This is a genomic window from Shewanella psychromarinicola (assembly GCF_003855155.1).
Classification (GTDB): domain Bacteria; phylum Pseudomonadota; class Gammaproteobacteria; order Enterobacterales; family Shewanellaceae; genus Shewanella; species Shewanella psychromarinicola.
Map to the genome: position 1 here is coordinate 2555503 of NZ_CP034073.1, position 15303 is coordinate 2570805.

General features: G+C 41.7%; 11 protein-coding genes and 1 pseudogene. 6 read left to right on the forward strand and 6 right to left on the reverse strand.

What is annotated here, in order from left to right; genetic code table 11:
- Window positions 1-310 precede the first annotated feature (310 nt).
- Together EGC80_RS11235 and EGC80_RS11240 are read right to left on the reverse strand one after the other, a co-directional pair.
- On the reverse strand, window positions 311-1366 hold the full coding sequence (locus EGC80_RS11235) for a PepSY-associated TM helix domain-containing protein (protein WP_124013296.1): 1056 nt from the start codon (window positions 1364-1366) through the stop codon (window positions 311-313).
- Between the two features lie 2 nt (window positions 1367-1368).
- On the reverse strand, window positions 1369-3531 hold the full coding sequence (locus EGC80_RS11240) for a TonB-dependent receptor (RefSeq protein ID WP_124013297.1): 2163 nt from the start codon (window positions 3529-3531) through the stop codon (window positions 1369-1371).
- Window positions 3532-3828: 297 nt separating this feature from the next.
- Between EGC80_RS11240 and EGC80_RS11245 the strand changes: the two genes are divergently transcribed.
- The 3 genes from EGC80_RS11245 to EGC80_RS11255 all read left to right on the forward strand — a co-directional run bounded on the left by EGC80_RS11245 (window position 3829) and on the right by EGC80_RS11255 (window position 6213).
- Window positions 3829-4011, forward strand: coding sequence for a hypothetical protein (locus EGC80_RS11245; RefSeq protein WP_124013298.1), 183 nt, complete (start codon window positions 3829-3831; stop codon window positions 4009-4011).
- Between the two features lie 179 nt (window positions 4012-4190).
- A complete protein-coding gene (tnpB, locus tag EGC80_RS11250) occupies window positions 4191-4526 on the forward strand; it encodes an IS66 family insertion sequence element accessory protein TnpB (RefSeq protein WP_124013299.1) in 336 nt (111 codons plus the stop codon).
- Between the two features lie 100 nt (window positions 4527-4626).
- Complete coding sequence (locus EGC80_RS11255) at window positions 4627-6213, forward strand: IS66 family transposase (protein ID WP_124693473.1); 1587 nt, start codon at window positions 4627-4629, stop codon at window positions 6211-6213.
- A gap of 179 nt (window positions 6214-6392) precedes the next feature.
- Here EGC80_RS11255 and EGC80_RS11260 read toward each other — a convergent pair whose 3' ends face one another.
- On the reverse strand, window positions 6393-7883 hold the full coding sequence (locus EGC80_RS11260; RefSeq protein ID WP_124013300.1) for an RNA-guided endonuclease InsQ/TnpB family protein: 1491 nt from the start codon (window positions 7881-7883) through the stop codon (window positions 6393-6395).
- 73 nt (window positions 7884-7956) lie between these two features.
- Between EGC80_RS11260 and tnpA the strand changes: the two genes are divergently transcribed.
- The 3 genes and pseudogenes from tnpA to EGC80_RS22710 all read left to right on the forward strand — a co-directional run.
- The gene (gene tnpA / locus EGC80_RS11265; RefSeq protein ID WP_124693474.1) at window positions 7957-8406 is read left to right on the forward strand and encodes an IS200/IS605 family transposase; all 450 of its coding nucleotides are present in this window, start codon (window positions 7957-7959) and stop codon (window positions 8404-8406) included.
- Window positions 8407-8880: 474 nt separating this feature from the next.
- On the forward strand, window positions 8881-11613 hold the full coding sequence (locus EGC80_RS11270) for a cation-transporting P-type ATPase (RefSeq protein ID WP_124013302.1): 2733 nt from the start codon (window positions 8881-8883) through the stop codon (window positions 11611-11613).
- 10 nt (window positions 11614-11623) lie between these two features.
- Window positions 11624-12336: pseudogene (locus tag EGC80_RS22710) on the forward strand (IS3 family transposase); the annotation flags it as partial.
- A gap of 25 nt (window positions 12337-12361) precedes the next feature.
- Here the strand turns inward: EGC80_RS22710 and fni are convergent.
- Genes fni through EGC80_RS11285 form a run of 3 tightly spaced genes read right to left on the reverse strand, consistent with a single transcriptional unit; the run spans window position 12362 to window position 15302 of the window.
- Window positions 12362-13384, reverse strand: a complete 1023-nt coding sequence (gene fni, locus EGC80_RS11275; RefSeq protein ID WP_124013303.1) for a type 2 isopentenyl-diphosphate Delta-isomerase — start codon at window positions 13382-13384, stop codon at window positions 12362-12364.
- Complete coding sequence (locus tag EGC80_RS11280; protein ID WP_124013304.1) at window positions 13381-14187, reverse strand: Brp/Blh family beta-carotene 15,15'-dioxygenase; 807 nt, start codon at window positions 14185-14187, stop codon at window positions 13381-13383. Before EGC80_RS11280 ends, fni begins: the two co-directional genes overlap by 4 nt.
- Window positions 14184-15302, reverse strand: coding sequence for a lycopene cyclase family protein (locus EGC80_RS11285; RefSeq protein ID WP_124013305.1), 1119 nt, complete (start codon window positions 15300-15302; stop codon window positions 14184-14186). Before EGC80_RS11285 ends, EGC80_RS11280 begins: the two co-directional genes overlap by 4 nt.
- Window position 15303: the final 1 nt, after the last annotated feature.

Consider the following 15303-nt stretch of genomic DNA (forward strand, 5'->3'; position numbering starts at 1 on the left):
TTCTTGAAGATAGCATAGCTGCAATTTATTTCGGTGTAAGGGCTAAAACGCGATTTCCGAGAATAGTGCAGATATACCTACTTATCGTGCCAAAATGAGAAAAAAAGAATTTTTAATGTTATTCGATGAAATCAAAAAAGCTTAATCAGTGCGCCTAAAGTGGCACACAGAATTTAGCCACTTGATTAGAGGTCGACCACTACAGTTTCCTGGTGTTTCCGATTTTACCCATATTTATTGTAATGTGAACGGTAGAATTTAGACCTTTGACTTTAGCAAGTTTCTGACCAGAAATGTGTCTGAAGTCATCTTATTTTTTAGATGCCCTTTTTTGAAGCTGTTTACGATACATAGCACCAGTAACAAGCAGTAGTATAGGAAGTATACCCACTAATAATAAAGCTATTTTAAATACTATACCCCCAACATTTGCAGTATGAATGGGATAAATCCTTTGATACCAACGTAATCCAGCACCGATAAGATGAGTATCTTTTACTTTCTTAATTTCAGCCGTATTTGGATCTAAATAAACAAAATTTCGTCCATATTGGTGCCATTCATCAGCTTGCTTAAACCGTAAAACGACTAAGTCATCTGTACTTTGTCGAATATAAACCCGGGTTAGTTCAGCCCCTTTCATAGTTTCCAATTTACGGGCACTCGAAAGCCACTTATCCCACTGTTGATTTCCCAGTGCTCTAGGGCTACTTTTTGTTGCTAACGTCGCTTTAGTCATCACGGGATCATTAAACAACAGCTGTAATGTTTTAATACTTGGCTGCTTATAAAGCATGCCAATACTGGTTAATATTGGGATCAATAAGAATAAAAATCCAATACTAGCCATTACGGTATGCCATTGCCTAAATATGCGCAGATTAAACTGAAAGTTAACACGAAATAAACGTCTACTCCAATGTTTAGGCCACCAACTAATTAAGCCAGTAATAATGAGAAATAACGATAATAATGAGATAAAGTTAAGTAATTGATATCCGATATCATTGAGCAATAAATTCATATGCCATTGTTCTAAAACACTGATGAAATCAGATAAATAATAGCGAGTGACTATAAACAAGCCATTTTGATCCCAATAATCGATATCACCATTAGCATCAAAAGCTTGATAATAAGGTGCTTCGGCTGAAGGAAACATAATAGTTTGGTAGACTTTACTTGTTGTAATGGTATTAAGTACAGCAGCTTTGGAAACGCTACTACTTACTGAAGTGAGCATTTGAGGGTATTGCCAGTGCAAGAATGTGCTTTTAAATAATAAAAACGAACCACTGAGGCTGATTAATGCTAACCAGCCTCCAACAGTCCAAGCTAAAAACTTATGAAGCTTAACTTGTTTCATTTTTAAAAATTAAATTCATAGCTCAATGAGTAGTTACGTCCTTTACCTGAAAAGTAATAAGATGGATGCTTTCTGATCTGACTGAAATAGCCAACATAAAATTTATCCATTACGTTCTCTACGGCAAAGGTTAATCGACCATATTTTTGCAGATCATATTTTATAGAAGCATCAACAAGGGTATAACCGTCAAACTGCTGTTCTTTATCGTTGTTTTCTGAATCCATAAGCGTATTTACTTGAATACGAGTAGATACGTTATCTGTTGCATCAAAGTTTGCTGCAAACATGAATCTGTCAGGGGATATGTTTTTCAAATCCATATCACTGTCTACACTGCCATCACTATTACTGTCGACTTCACCTTTAATGGTTGAATAAAGTGCTTGCAGTGACAACTGCTCATTTAATTGATATTTAGCGGTAAATTCAGCACCGGTTATTTCAGTACGTTGACGAACCACATCATATGTTCCACCTGAATTTAAGGACAAATTAGCGCCATCTTTTGCTAATGAATAATAGGTTGAAGCCGTTACTCGCCATTGGTCATCGGTATAGTTAAGACCAATTTCGTAGTTATCAGTCACTACAGGTTTAACTGCAGGCATAGTATTAAAGTCAATATTAATATCGCCATTAAGAGGTTGACCTTGATCGCCAATCCAATTACCTCGTAGTACACGACCAATGTCAGGCAAACCAAAACCTTGATTAAAGCCAGCAAAAACATTCATCTCATCAGTTAATTCATAGACTGCGCCTAGGTTAAAAACCAACTCATTAAAATCTTGTTCGCCACCAATAATATCAACTTGCCCATGAGGGTTGCCATCTTCATCATACAAACCATAACTATAAAGTGTTTGATCATTCTCAACATCAACAGTGGTAGTTTCATAACGTAATCCACCGGTAAGTCTTAGAGCATCATTTACTAATATATCGCCTTGAGCGAATGGGGATACACCTAGGTAAGACATTTCAGGGGTAACCCCTAAACCTGTAGCCACTAAACGTTGCTGTGTGCTGTCATCTAATACGTCAATACCAAATACCCAGCTATCATCTAAGTTCAAAAGGTCAATTTGTGAATACGCCAGCTTCACTCCTTTTTTCGTTGAGGTAATAATGCCTTGATCTCTAATCACTGTTGGAGTGGCTCGCCAGCTTGCTTCCCCATAAATAGCGTCAAACTCCTGATAGAAAAACTGCACCGTTAAGCCGCCATCGGCTAGATTATCATGACTATAATTTATGTTATATGCCTCAACTTGGTTAGAAATTGGCTCGCCAGTAGAGGCTCCTTTTTCAACAGTACCGACAATGCCATCATTGAAGTTACCTTTAATTGGCACATAATTATTATTGCTTTCTAATTCATAGTGATTGGTTGAAAATTCGAGTCGTTGTTCACCAAAATTCACCCCCGTTTTAAGGAAGAAGTTGGTCGCGGTTGAATCTTGAGTTTCTCCTTGAATAGAGTTCATCCCTATCGGGTGACCATTTCCATCATAATAAATACCTTGATCATGCCAAGAAGCAGCAGCGACAATATCAAATTGTTCGTCAAAATGACGTAAGTTGTACCATGTTTTTGTACTGGTTGAATCGCTACTAAAACTGTCGTTAATACGCAGTCCAATTGTTTGCTTAAAATTATCACCTTCTTTAGCTGACATAGTAATGTAGTTAATCAAACCACCGGTAGCGCCCATACCATGAACAGCACTAGCACCATTAACGACTTCAATTCTCTCTAATGTAGAAGAATCCACTGGATAGCCATAACGATTACCATTCCTTAATGGGTTATTTTGTGGTACGCCATCGACTAAAATTAACGCTGTGCGGCCACGTAGATTTTCACCTTGATTAGACAGTTTTTGCCTAGAAGGAGTCATACTGGGAACAAGGTTGGCTAAAACGGATGTTAAATCATCGCTAATACTAATTTGTTTTGCGATGTCATCTTCGGTGATAACTGTTATCGCACCAGGAATTTTATCAACATCTTGTTGATAGCGAGTAGCCGTTATTACAATAGTTTCGCCAGCAAATTTTTGGGTATTTTCGGTGTCGATAGCTGAATTAGCAACCGCTTGGTTAACAGAAAGGGCAATAAGTGATAATGGCAATACAATTGCCAAAGAAAGAGATTTCATATCTAGCCTTAGTTAATTCTTATTTCATAGTAAAATTACCATTTCGCAGATGGTAATGGCTATCATTACCGTTTTCAATAGTGAATTTATATTTATAAAAATAAGATTGCTAAACTTCGATCAAGATCAACTATAAAAATGTTATATCGACAACATAGGCACGGCAAGAACATTAAAAATCATGCCTATGCATCTGACTCAGTTCTGGCATATTCTTAGTGAGCTTACGGCAGCATAGTTCAACTTCTATCTTGTAAACTGATTTAATGATCGCAACTCAATAATCAGGATGCAATCATGTCAACATTAGATCCCTTATCAACCCTCACAACAGCTTTTGAATGCTGGCGTAGCAACAGGAATAGTCGTCAAGCTCCAACCCCCAATACATTGCGTGAACACGCCGTCGGATTACTCGAACATTATTCATCTAGCAAAATAACATCCGCACTACGGATTAGTGGCGGCCAGCTTAAATAGTGGCGAAATAGCGTAAATCCTCAACTCAGTCCCCACCAGTTTGTGCACCTACCCATTTCAACATCATCTGCTCAAACCACTTTTAATGTAGTGATCCAATTTGCTCACGGAGATACGATGTCTTTATCAGGCGTTGATGATCCACAAACCCTTATTTCGCTGATCAGGGCGTTGAAATCATGATACATCTTACCTCTGAGACGCATATCTTAATCGCCATTGCACCTGTCGACTTTCGTCAGGGAATGGATGGTTTAGCGGCACTATGCCGTTATACATTAGCGGCTAACCCTCGCTCTGGCTCGGTGTTCGTCTTTATTAACCGCAATAAAACCATGGTACGTGCATTATCATATGATGGCAGCGGCTTTTGGTTGATGACCAAGCGGTTGTCAAAAGGCAAGTTTGTACATTGGCCAGGCTCAAAGCAAAAAATTGAACCGTTCATCGCCAAGCAGTTACGGCAGCTGTTGCTGAACTGCGATCCAATGTGGCAAAAACACGATCTTATTTAAGTCAAAAAAACAGCAATATTAGTGCTTGATTGTTAATGTTATCGGATCATAACCCTTCCCCCAGCAACCTCGATTTCAGCCTAAACGATGTGGATAAACCGTGAGTAAACCCTTTACCGATATTGATGGACCCGCACTTGAATCGTTGATATCGCGAGTCAGTGAGGCCAAAGAGAACAACCTCGCGTTAAGTCCAGAGGATTGTCAGTTATTACTTGATGCGTTGCTGACGTTAGCGAGCATGCAAGACCGGTTAGCCCACCATGATGTCACAGTGCATAAACTGCGAAAATTGTTGGGTATTGAAAAGTCATCTGAAAAGCTTGCCAGTGTACTTAAGCAAGCGAGAGCATCCGGTAAGAAAAGCAAAAACCGTCAACACGATGAAGGTGAAGGTTTTACACCTGTTAAGCCCGTCGTTATCGTTCACGCAATGACAGATGTGGCTAAAGGTGATACCTGTACGGAGTGCTTAACCGGTAAAGTGTATAAAACTGAGCCTGGTAGCTTACTGCGTATTACAGGGCAAAGCCCGTTCAAGCCTGAGCAGCATGTGATGGAGCGTCTTCGCTGTAATACTTGCGGTGCTTATTTCAGTGCGCCTCTGCCGGATGACGTCTTAGTCGATGGTGAAAGCCAGCAAAAATATGGTTACTCTGCGCGGTCATTGATGGCCATTTACAAATACTTTGCAGGATTGCCTTTTTATCGTCAGTGCAGTATTCAAAAGCTACTGGGGGTAAAAATTACCGCTTCAACGGTCTTTGACCAAGTTGAGCGGGTTTGTAATGATATTTACCCTGTGTACCAGCAGCTTTTTAATGTAGCCTCAGACGCCGAACATTATTATCTGGATGACACGACGCACCGCATTTTAGACGCTAAACCGGTCGAGAAAGCCGTCCGCAATAGCGATAAAATACGACTGCGTAGCGGTATTTATACCTCAGGGGTTATCGCCACACTGAAAGATAATAATACCATCGTCTTGTTTGAAACCAACATCGGCCACGCAGGTGAATTCATTGACAGCATTTTGCATAAACGCAGTCAGTTATGTGATAAGCCCGTCATCATGAGTGATGCATTACCGAGTAATCGTCCCACGGCAAGAGAGGCTACAATGTCACTGTGTAACAGCCACGCCAGACGACAATTTGTCGATGTGATTAATCATTTTCCTGAGGAAGTTGAGTATGTGCTCAAACGCTATGGAGAAATATGGGGGAATGATGATTTTGCTAAAAGCGAAAAACTATCCCCTGTGGCCAGGCTTGCTTATCATCAGGCTCACTCATTGCCCATCATGGAAGACATTAAATCATGGGGCGAAGCGCATATCGCCAACGAAACGGTCGAAGAAAATAGTGGTCTGGGCAAAGCAATCCGCTATTTCCTTAAACACTATGTTGGCCTCAGTTATTTTTGCAGCATGAAAGGCGTGAAAATCGATAATAACCGTATAGAATCGATGCTAAAAATCATCGTGCGAGACAGAAAAAATGCGATGTTCCACAAAACATTACTGGGGGCAACGATTGGTGATGTGGTTACCTCAGTTATCGCAACGGCAAGTGAAGCGGGTATTAATGTCTTTGATTACTTCACCACATTGCAGCAGGAAAGTGCGCAGGTAAAAGCCCACCCAGAAAATGACTTACCGTGGAATTATATCACCAAAAGTTAAGTCATTTAGATAAACCCCACCTAAACAGATTAACGTAGGCTTAACCGCCTAGGTCAAGCTGTGCCTGTAAATTGATGTTGTCACGCTATACTGCCGTAAGCTCACAGTACAATGGTCGAGAATGCTGCTTGTATGATGAACTACTCGTAGCTAAAGCTATCGAGTTTCCAAGACAAAAACTAAGTTAATGTCCCTTGTTGTAAGAAAGCTTGGTACACAGCGTGCCGCCTGATGGTGGTCTTACGTCGGCTTGTTTGCGTTAGCAAACAAGGTGACATTTCCGAAGAAACAGCCTCTAACTTTCCTGATTTTTTAACTGATGACAGTTCGCTCACCAGTGGCGGTGATACCGCCTTTTTCTTCCTGATTGCAGTATTCTTACGAGTTTTTGCTTTATCAGCAAACTTAGACTCTTTGATGTAAGGTACTGCACGTTGTGCTATTACTATCGCTGCATTTTCGTCAGCGTTAAATGTACCACACCCGTTTAGACAAACCAGCGTAGCTTGGTTTGGTCTGACGGTGTGTTTCTTTTTGCAAATGTGACACGTTCGTGACGTGTAAGCAGGGTTTATTGCTACGACGGCTTTGCCGTAGTCGTTCGCTTTGTACGTAATAAACATACCAAGCCTGCCGAGAGATACATTAAGTAAAGAGCGGTTTAGACCACTCTTTGCTCTACCATTATTCTTGATAAATTTACGACCTGTTGAGTCACGCTTAGGCTTCGCCTTGCGCGTCATATTGGTCAGCTTTAAATCTTCTAAGCTAATAATAGGTTTGGCTTGTATAACAATTTCTTTAGAAATTGTATGGCAAAAGTTCTCACGAACATTAGCTGTTTTGCTATCTAATTTAGAAATTTTAGTCGCTAAATTTTGTTGTGACTTAGACTCACAGCGGTGCTTGTTTTTATTTTTGTTTAAGCGTTTTTTACTCGCTAAAAGGCGCTGATAATGCGCTTTTTTCTTAGCGATAGCTTTCAGTTTAGCAACTTGTGCTGGATTATAAGCGTAGCGTGCGCCCTCACTTGTACAAGCAGGGAGAACAACACCACGGTCGATGCCCGTGATTTGCGCAAGCAAATCATCGTCATTGTATTCTACAAAGCCATTAAGTAATTCTTCGTTTGTGGGTGAGTCTACACCGTCGTTATACGAACCCGAGAAAGTAAACTTATTGCCTAATCTTGAGATCCTAAACTGTTTATAAAGTTGATCTGGTACGTAATCCAGTTGAATTGAAAACAACTTTTGCCGTTTCTTGGTCGCATTATCAAAGATGGTTAAGAGCGTTTTACTTTCGCCTAACGGCTCAAGCATAAACAGCTCTTTTGTGATCAAAGCACTGCGTTTTTTGCCGCGCCCCTTTTGCTTAGGAAACTTACGTAAACCTTTGCGTGAAGCTTCTACGTCAGCAAATACAAGGCTTGCTGCGTTACGCATTATCTGCACAGGAATTGCCTTTAAAAAAGGCAGTTCCTTATTTGTGCGTATGTGGCTGTAGGCTTGATTAATCTGGTCGCCCTTGCTTTCAGCAAGCAGACCAACATACTCTGATCTTTTTTGATTACGCATTACGTTAGAAGCACCGATCCACTGAGCAAAACAAGTAGCCTGACGGCTACTTGTTTTGTCAGAGATATTGATACTAAAACCGCGTATTGCCATGCGTAAGCTACCTTGTAATGTGTTTATAAACAGACTAGACTACTTTGCATAGCAAATCAAGCGTGAGGTTTATATGTACGAGTGGAGAACAGGACGCAGTTGCATCTATAAAAACCAAGTCCATCTAGTCTTTGTTGCGAAATACAGAAGAGCGGTTTTTACTTTAGAAATGGGAGAGCGTCTTCGAGAGGTGTTTTCCGAGACTTGCCTACAAATGCAATGTGAGTTAATGGAATACAGTTTTGAAGCTGACCACGTACACTTAATGGTGCAGGTACACCCCAAAGTGGCTGTATCAAATCTAGTTGGAAAACTAAAAGGTAAATCTAGTTATGTACTTCGCAGAGAGTTTTGGGAAAGTATTCGTACCAAACTTTGGGGTAGTAAATTTTGGTCACCAAGCTATTGTGTAGTTTCATGTGGTGGCGGAAATTTGGAACAGGTAGGTGCTTATATTGACAATCAGAAGAAGCCTCCCTCTGATAAATCCATTAAGCAAAGCAAAGCAATAAGCAAACAGTAAAGCTTCGCTTTACGCAAGGCTTAACTCGCAGCTAAAGCAAGCGAGAATGCGCCCTAAAAATGTTCAATAGCGCAATAGAATCAAGTATTTTGATATCTATCATCATACCAGTAACGATTTAATAAGAGGGGCTGTAAACATTTATTCTTCACCATTAATCTAGCAATCAAAAAGTTTCATCATTTTTCCACAATGGATAAAAATAACGACATTTATCCAGCGATTACTGACAGCGTTAGTACATATCAGACTGGCATCTAACAATCCTTCGGTAATCAGCTTGCCACAGCTGGCTTGGCTCAAATCAAGACAAAACCCAGAATATATAAACTCGTATTTTATTGTCTTTTTAAATCAAGTTATCGGTTTTCTCGATCTTTCGACAGCTATTTAACGACTGTTTTTTGAATAACAACTCAGTATATTAAAACGCTAGTATACCTATATTAGTATCTGGTCAATTTGGAGAGAGCAATGGAACTCAAGTCGACATGGCACGACCAAAGTACTGACAGCGTGGCGTCTTCGTTAGCGACAAACGTTAAAGAAGGTCTCAGTTTAGATGAGATTATTGAAAGGCGCGAGCAGTTTGGCCACAACAAAATTACTGAGCATAAAGGCACCGGTCCGCTGAAACGTTTTTTACTACAGTTTAATCAACCGCTTGTTTATATTTTACTGGCGGCATGCGTGGTTACCTTGCTGCTGCACGAGTGGGTTGACTCGGCCGTTATATTTGCAGTGGTTTTGGTTAACGCTATTATTGGCTTTGTACAAGAATCGAAGGCCTTAAATGCAATAAATTCACTTTCTAACTCGGTAAAGACAAAAACAACCGTATTACGCGCTGGCAAACGTCAAGAAATATTAGCTGAAGAATTGGTGCTAGGCGATGTTGTCATATTACAAGCAGGCGATAAAACACCTGCAGACCTTCGCTTAATCAAAATACGCGACTTAAAAATTGATGAATCGTCACTTACTGGCGAATCGTTACCGACCGAGAAAGACGTATCCACGTTATCTGAAAAATGCTTATTAGGCGATAGACGTAATATGGCCTTTTCTTCTACACTAGTGACCTACGGCACTGGCATAGGTGTTGTTGTGCACATCGGTGATAATACAGAAATCGGTAAAATTTCTGAAATGATTGCCACCACTGAAACGCTCGATACCCCACTTACCAAACGAATTGCGAGTTTTAGCCATGTGCTGCTTTATGCCATTCTTGGACTAGCGTCCCTCACCGTATTTATTGGCTGGCTCCACGGCAGACCCCTAATTGATACCTTTATGGCAGCGGTTGCACTTGCCGTAGGTGCGATTCCAGAAGGCCTGCCCGCTGCGGTGACTATCATGCTGGCAATTGGCGTATCTCGAATGGCAAAAAAAAACGCCGTAATACGCAACTTACCCGCGGTTGAGACTTTAGGCAGCACCACGGTAATTTGTTCCGACAAAACCGGTACCCTTACTAAAAACCAAATGACGGTTACCGATATATGGGCTGGAGGCCGCAGCTTTAGTGTTAGCGGAAGTGGTTATGATCCACACGGAGAATTTAATGACGGCGGTAAGGTAGCAACTTTGCCTACTATTTCAGCCGGATTCACCACCTTAAAAGCGGGTTTTTTATGTAATGATGCGCTAGTCAACGCTCCTGACCTTACGCTCGAAAAATCGCATCAGCAATGGACTATTACTGGTGACCCTACAGAAGCTGCTTTAATTGTTTCGGCTGCCAAGGCGGGTATTAACGAAAGCCAGCTTACGCAGAATCGTTTAGACATAATCCCTTTTCAATCAGAATATCAGTACATGGCAATTTTAAATGCTGAAGAAGAAGGTAATGTTGTTTACATGAAAGGCTCTATTGAGAGTATTTTACCAAAATGTATTTGTATGCTCGATCATAATGGTGAACAGGTTGAACTTGCCAATGATCGTATTCATCAGCAGGTGCAAGAAATGGCCAGTCGCGGCTTGCGCGTGCTGGCGTTTGCACGCAAGCGAGTAGACTCAAATAGCAGTAGTATTAGCCACGAATTTCTAGCTCAAAATTTAGAGTTTCTGGGATTACAAGCGATGATAGACCCGCCTCGTCCAGAAGCGATAGAGGCCGTAAAAGCCTGCTACCTTGCTGGTATTGATGTGAAAATGATCACCGGCGATCATGCTTTGACGGCTACTAGCATCGCTCATCAGCTTACTATTGTAGACAACGCTAGCGGCAATGCCACTATTACAGGTCAAGAGCTGGCACTGCTTACGCATGACGAACTGATGAAAGCCGCACTAACATTCAAAGTATTTGCTCGGGTCACTCCTGAAAATAAATTACAACTTGTAAAGGCCCTACAAGCGCAAGATCAAGTGGTTGCAATGACCGGCGATGGTGTAAATGATGCACCTGCATTGAGGCGTGCTGACATTGGCGTTGCCATGGCATTAAACGGCACGGAAGTAGCACGCGATGCGGCCGACATGATGCTTACCGATGACAACTTTGCAACCGTAAGAGATGCTGTAGAAGAAGGACGAGGCGTTTTTGATAACTTAAAAAAATTCATCGTATGGACGCTACCGACCAACGGCGGCGAAGGCTTAGTCATTCTTGTCGCTGTTATTTTAGGTGTATCGCTACCGCTGTTGCCCGTACATATTCTTTGGATAAATATGACGACGGCTATTTTCTTAGGCTTAATGCTTGCTTTTGAACCGAAAGAAAAAGGTATTATGCTGCGCCCACCTAATATCCCAAATGCGCCTATTATCGACAGTATATTATTATGGCGTATTGTGTTGGTGTCATCTTTATTGTGCATCACGGCTTTTGGTCTTTACGAATTAGAGTTGAGTCTGGGTGCCAGCGAAGAGCAAGCCCAAACCGTGGCGGTTGCCATGTTTGTGGTCGGCGAGGCCTTCTATCTATTGAACTGTCGCTCGTTTGAACGGTCGATTTTCTCAGTGGGTTTATTTAGCAATCCTTGGATTTGGTTTGGTATAATCATTATGGCAGTACTTCAGGGCTTGTTTACCTATTTGCCGATAATGAATGCATGGTTTAATTCTGCCCCAATAGACCTCTATTCATGGATTCGAGTGTTCTCCTGTGGTGCCCTTATATCCGTTATTGTGGGCGCCGAGAAGCGCTGGCGTTTTACAAAGAAACACCAAGTAACAACAGCGGTAACAGCAGGCTAAAATGTTAAATCATGCACAGATCATTAGCAGAGCAGTCGCGTTAGGTGCGAGGCAAGATAGGGCATGTGAAGTTTGGGTTATCAACAACAACCTTACCGCATTGGCGAGTAGAAGGTTCAATTGGCTCAGAGAAAAGGCTTGCAGCGATGAGGCCGGAGCCGTTGAATAAACTAAGCGAGAGCAAAAGAAAGGCAGTGACTGACCTTGGTAATGAGAATGAGTTTGCCTCATTACCACTATAGCTAACAGATGAGAGTATATCGCCTCGAGATCTGAGTTTTATTGTATATTGAAATCGGCTATATATGCTGCACCACCGAGGCAAAGCTCAACCGTGAAATAACAATAAAAAACCGATGAGCTACACGGCTAAAAAAGCGAATGAGGTGTGGAGTTGGGATACCAGCTGCTTACTGACAAGGTTTTTGGGTCAACACTATTATCGGTATATGACAGAAGATATATACAGCTATAAAGTGGTTGGGAAGTGCACCACAATGAAACAGGTGACCACACTGTAGGGCTACTAAACGTTGAGTTTGGACAGAAACATGGTTGAAGAGAAATTTGGTGTTGCATTCAGTTAACCGTGCGCCCGTGAAAAGCTTAACGATGCGAGCCAAGATATACGATTTAGGTGTTGTTACCTCTCGCAATCACCCTCGATGGCCATCAGAAGGTTTTAACAGAAAATGGTTAAAAGAATTTGTCAGTAGGTACAACAAATACTTCTTTTTTTGCTAAACTCTCAAATTCTTTGGTTAAAACTTTTTTGAAGAGTCGCCTTACGTAAATCTGATAATTTTTGACTGCCGGTTAAAAACATTGCCCAGCGTAACTGTTCTTCAACAATCGAAATTTTTTCGATAACAGCTTCTGTTGATATTAAGGCTGGAGCTAGAAATGGTTGAGCTAAAGCTGTCATCTTTGCTCCTAATCGAATACAAATAGCTATATGCAAGCCATTACGCACTCCACCTGAGCCAATGAAATTTAAGCTTGGGCACGCTGCATGCACTGCAGGCAGTATTTCAACCGTGTCCATACCCCATTCAAGAAAGGCACTCGCGATTTCTCGTTCTCGTTCAGATCCGTTTCGACTTAATTCAATACTTGCCCAGTTAGTACCGCCGCGTCCAGCAATTTCAATCCATTTAATACCAGCATCCATTAACTTTTTAACGCTATTAGGACCCATACCTGCACCCACTTCTTTAACGATGACAGGTACGTTAAGTTTGTCAGCACAGTGTTGAATCGCTTCTAATACCTTATTCCAATCCCGATCGCCATCTGGCTGTATTAGTTCCTGAAGAGGGTTGAGGTGGATGACTAGCGCATTTGCTTCGACCGAGTCCACCGCACGTTTTGCTAAGTCTAAGCCATGTTGCTGCAATTGAGTGGCACCTACGTTGCCAAGCACAATAGCTGAAGGAGCCCATCGCCTAACATTTTGTGGTAAACCGCGTTCCAGTGCCGCTCGTTGAGAGCCGAGTGACATTGGAATGTTACAAGTCTGAGCAGCTTCGGCGAGATGTTGATTAATCATCTCACCATTATCGCAACCACCTGTCATGGCGCCAATCATAAATGGCGCCGCCACGCGTCTGTCTAAAAAATCGCTGTTGAATTCGACATCTTGGAGAGATATTTGGGGGAGTGGATTAGGCTCAAATCGTATACGATCAAACCCAGCACCTTGGCTAGCCTGATGTGAAGACTGTAATGCAAGTGCAATATGGTCTGCTTTGCGGGTACTAATATCCGTCATAGTGGTCTTCCTCTAGTGTAGTATTGCCTATCAGCGTAATCGACAAGTAGCATGTGGGGTAAGGTGAGTGCTGCCAGACCTATAAAGGTAACCTTTATTAATGTAATAGAAGAGGGTTCTTGATAAGAGTAAAAAATAAATCCTGCTGCTAGCCAAGAGATTACGGTATATATTGCCGCCTCAACTGCACTGCGGCGTCGCTCAGTTACGTCTAAACTATGCCACAGACGAAGTGTATGACCTTTGCTGTGCCAGAGGCAAAAGTATAACGAGAAACTAATTAATGGCGGAAGTATAAAAACTAACCCTACTAGCACCAGCAGGTTAATTAACGATTTACGATATTTAACCTGCCAATAAGCGAAGAAACAGTAACCTATTAGGCTAAGTAACCAAGGAAAAAATAAGCTGGTGATGCAGTTCATCAATAGGCTAGCATTATCCGCACCAACCAGAATGGTAAAAATAGGCTCAACCAATATGGGATGAAGGTTGGGAATAACAATACCAACTAAACCGCCATGAGCAGCCCAAGGTAGTAAATCAGTGCCTATATCAACAATATCACTAGCACCAAAGTGCAGTGCTGATATTAATAAGAATACGCCGAGACTGGCCAGCGGGAATAACCACCAAAGCAGGGTAACTAAAGCGGCTAAAATAATATAAGTAAAGTGAAAAAGACACCATGATTGAATACCTGATGACCAACCAATACGACGCGCAACAGCACCATCTAGCCCGCCATGGGGTACGCCAAATAATAATACAGCGCAAATAGCGAGCATATCCCAGCTTGTCATTGACGAAAAATCTGTTTTAAAAATGATACTTTTGGCATAGCTAAAATGACTTTAGCCCAATCAATTAATGTAGCCGAACCGAGCATGAAGCGCGCAAAACCATCAGCATCTAACGCTTTTGCCGTGCGCATCATAATGGTAACGCCGAGCTCAGGGTGTGCCATCAATACTCCATTAAATATCTTATCCATATGGTTTAAAAATGGGTGAATAGGTGCAGGAACTGAAAAATCGCCACAACTGATACACTCAGCCAATTTACTTATCTGTTCCTGAATACTGGCAAATGCATAACCTGAGGAAAGCCTAACTGCTCCACTTGCAGCACCAATCGCTCCAGATTTTATATCTAATGGGTTTATTGATTGCATGGGAATAATACCCGTTTCTTCGGCTAATGTTTCCTCTATTTCAATTTCTTGCTCCTTAAGCCATTGGTAAATAGCTTGGCGATACCACTCTTTGTCTTCCAATTTTTTAGATATCATAGTCGACTCAATTAACAAGCGTCGATCTGAGAAAGGCAGAACATATATAAAGTGGAGCCCGCGAGATTGGTCTACGCGGAAATCCATTAAAGTTGCAATTTGGGGATCACTGATTGGGGCTTTTGTACGAATTTCCCAGCCTAAAAAATGCTGCTTTAAGCTGTCTTCAGAAACCTTTAGTGGTCGACTGTCATAAATTTTTTCAGCTTTATATTGTTGACCTCCGGCGCTAAATGAGCCACCTATTCCCTCAGTAAGAATATCTTCTGCCGTAGCACGAATTAAATCAACACCTTCGGCTAAATTCTTCTCACACTGTCCCATATATTTAGCTGAACTTAGGCTAATATAATGGAACTGGTCACTACTGTGGAGAACCTCAGTGTGGTGGTCAGTCACTCGCCACTGCTGCCAGCTACCTTTAATAGCGGTCTGAAATTGTGTTTTTTGGGCGTAATTAGCCCATAAGGCCCAGCTACAATCTCGCTCAATCGGCGTTCTGGGTTCTACAACAACCGCAGAGACATTGTTCAGCTTGGCAGCAAGACTTATGCCTGCACTGCCGCCGCCAATAATGGCGATATCAAGTTTGGTTATTTTATTCAAATTATTATGAAGACGCGACACC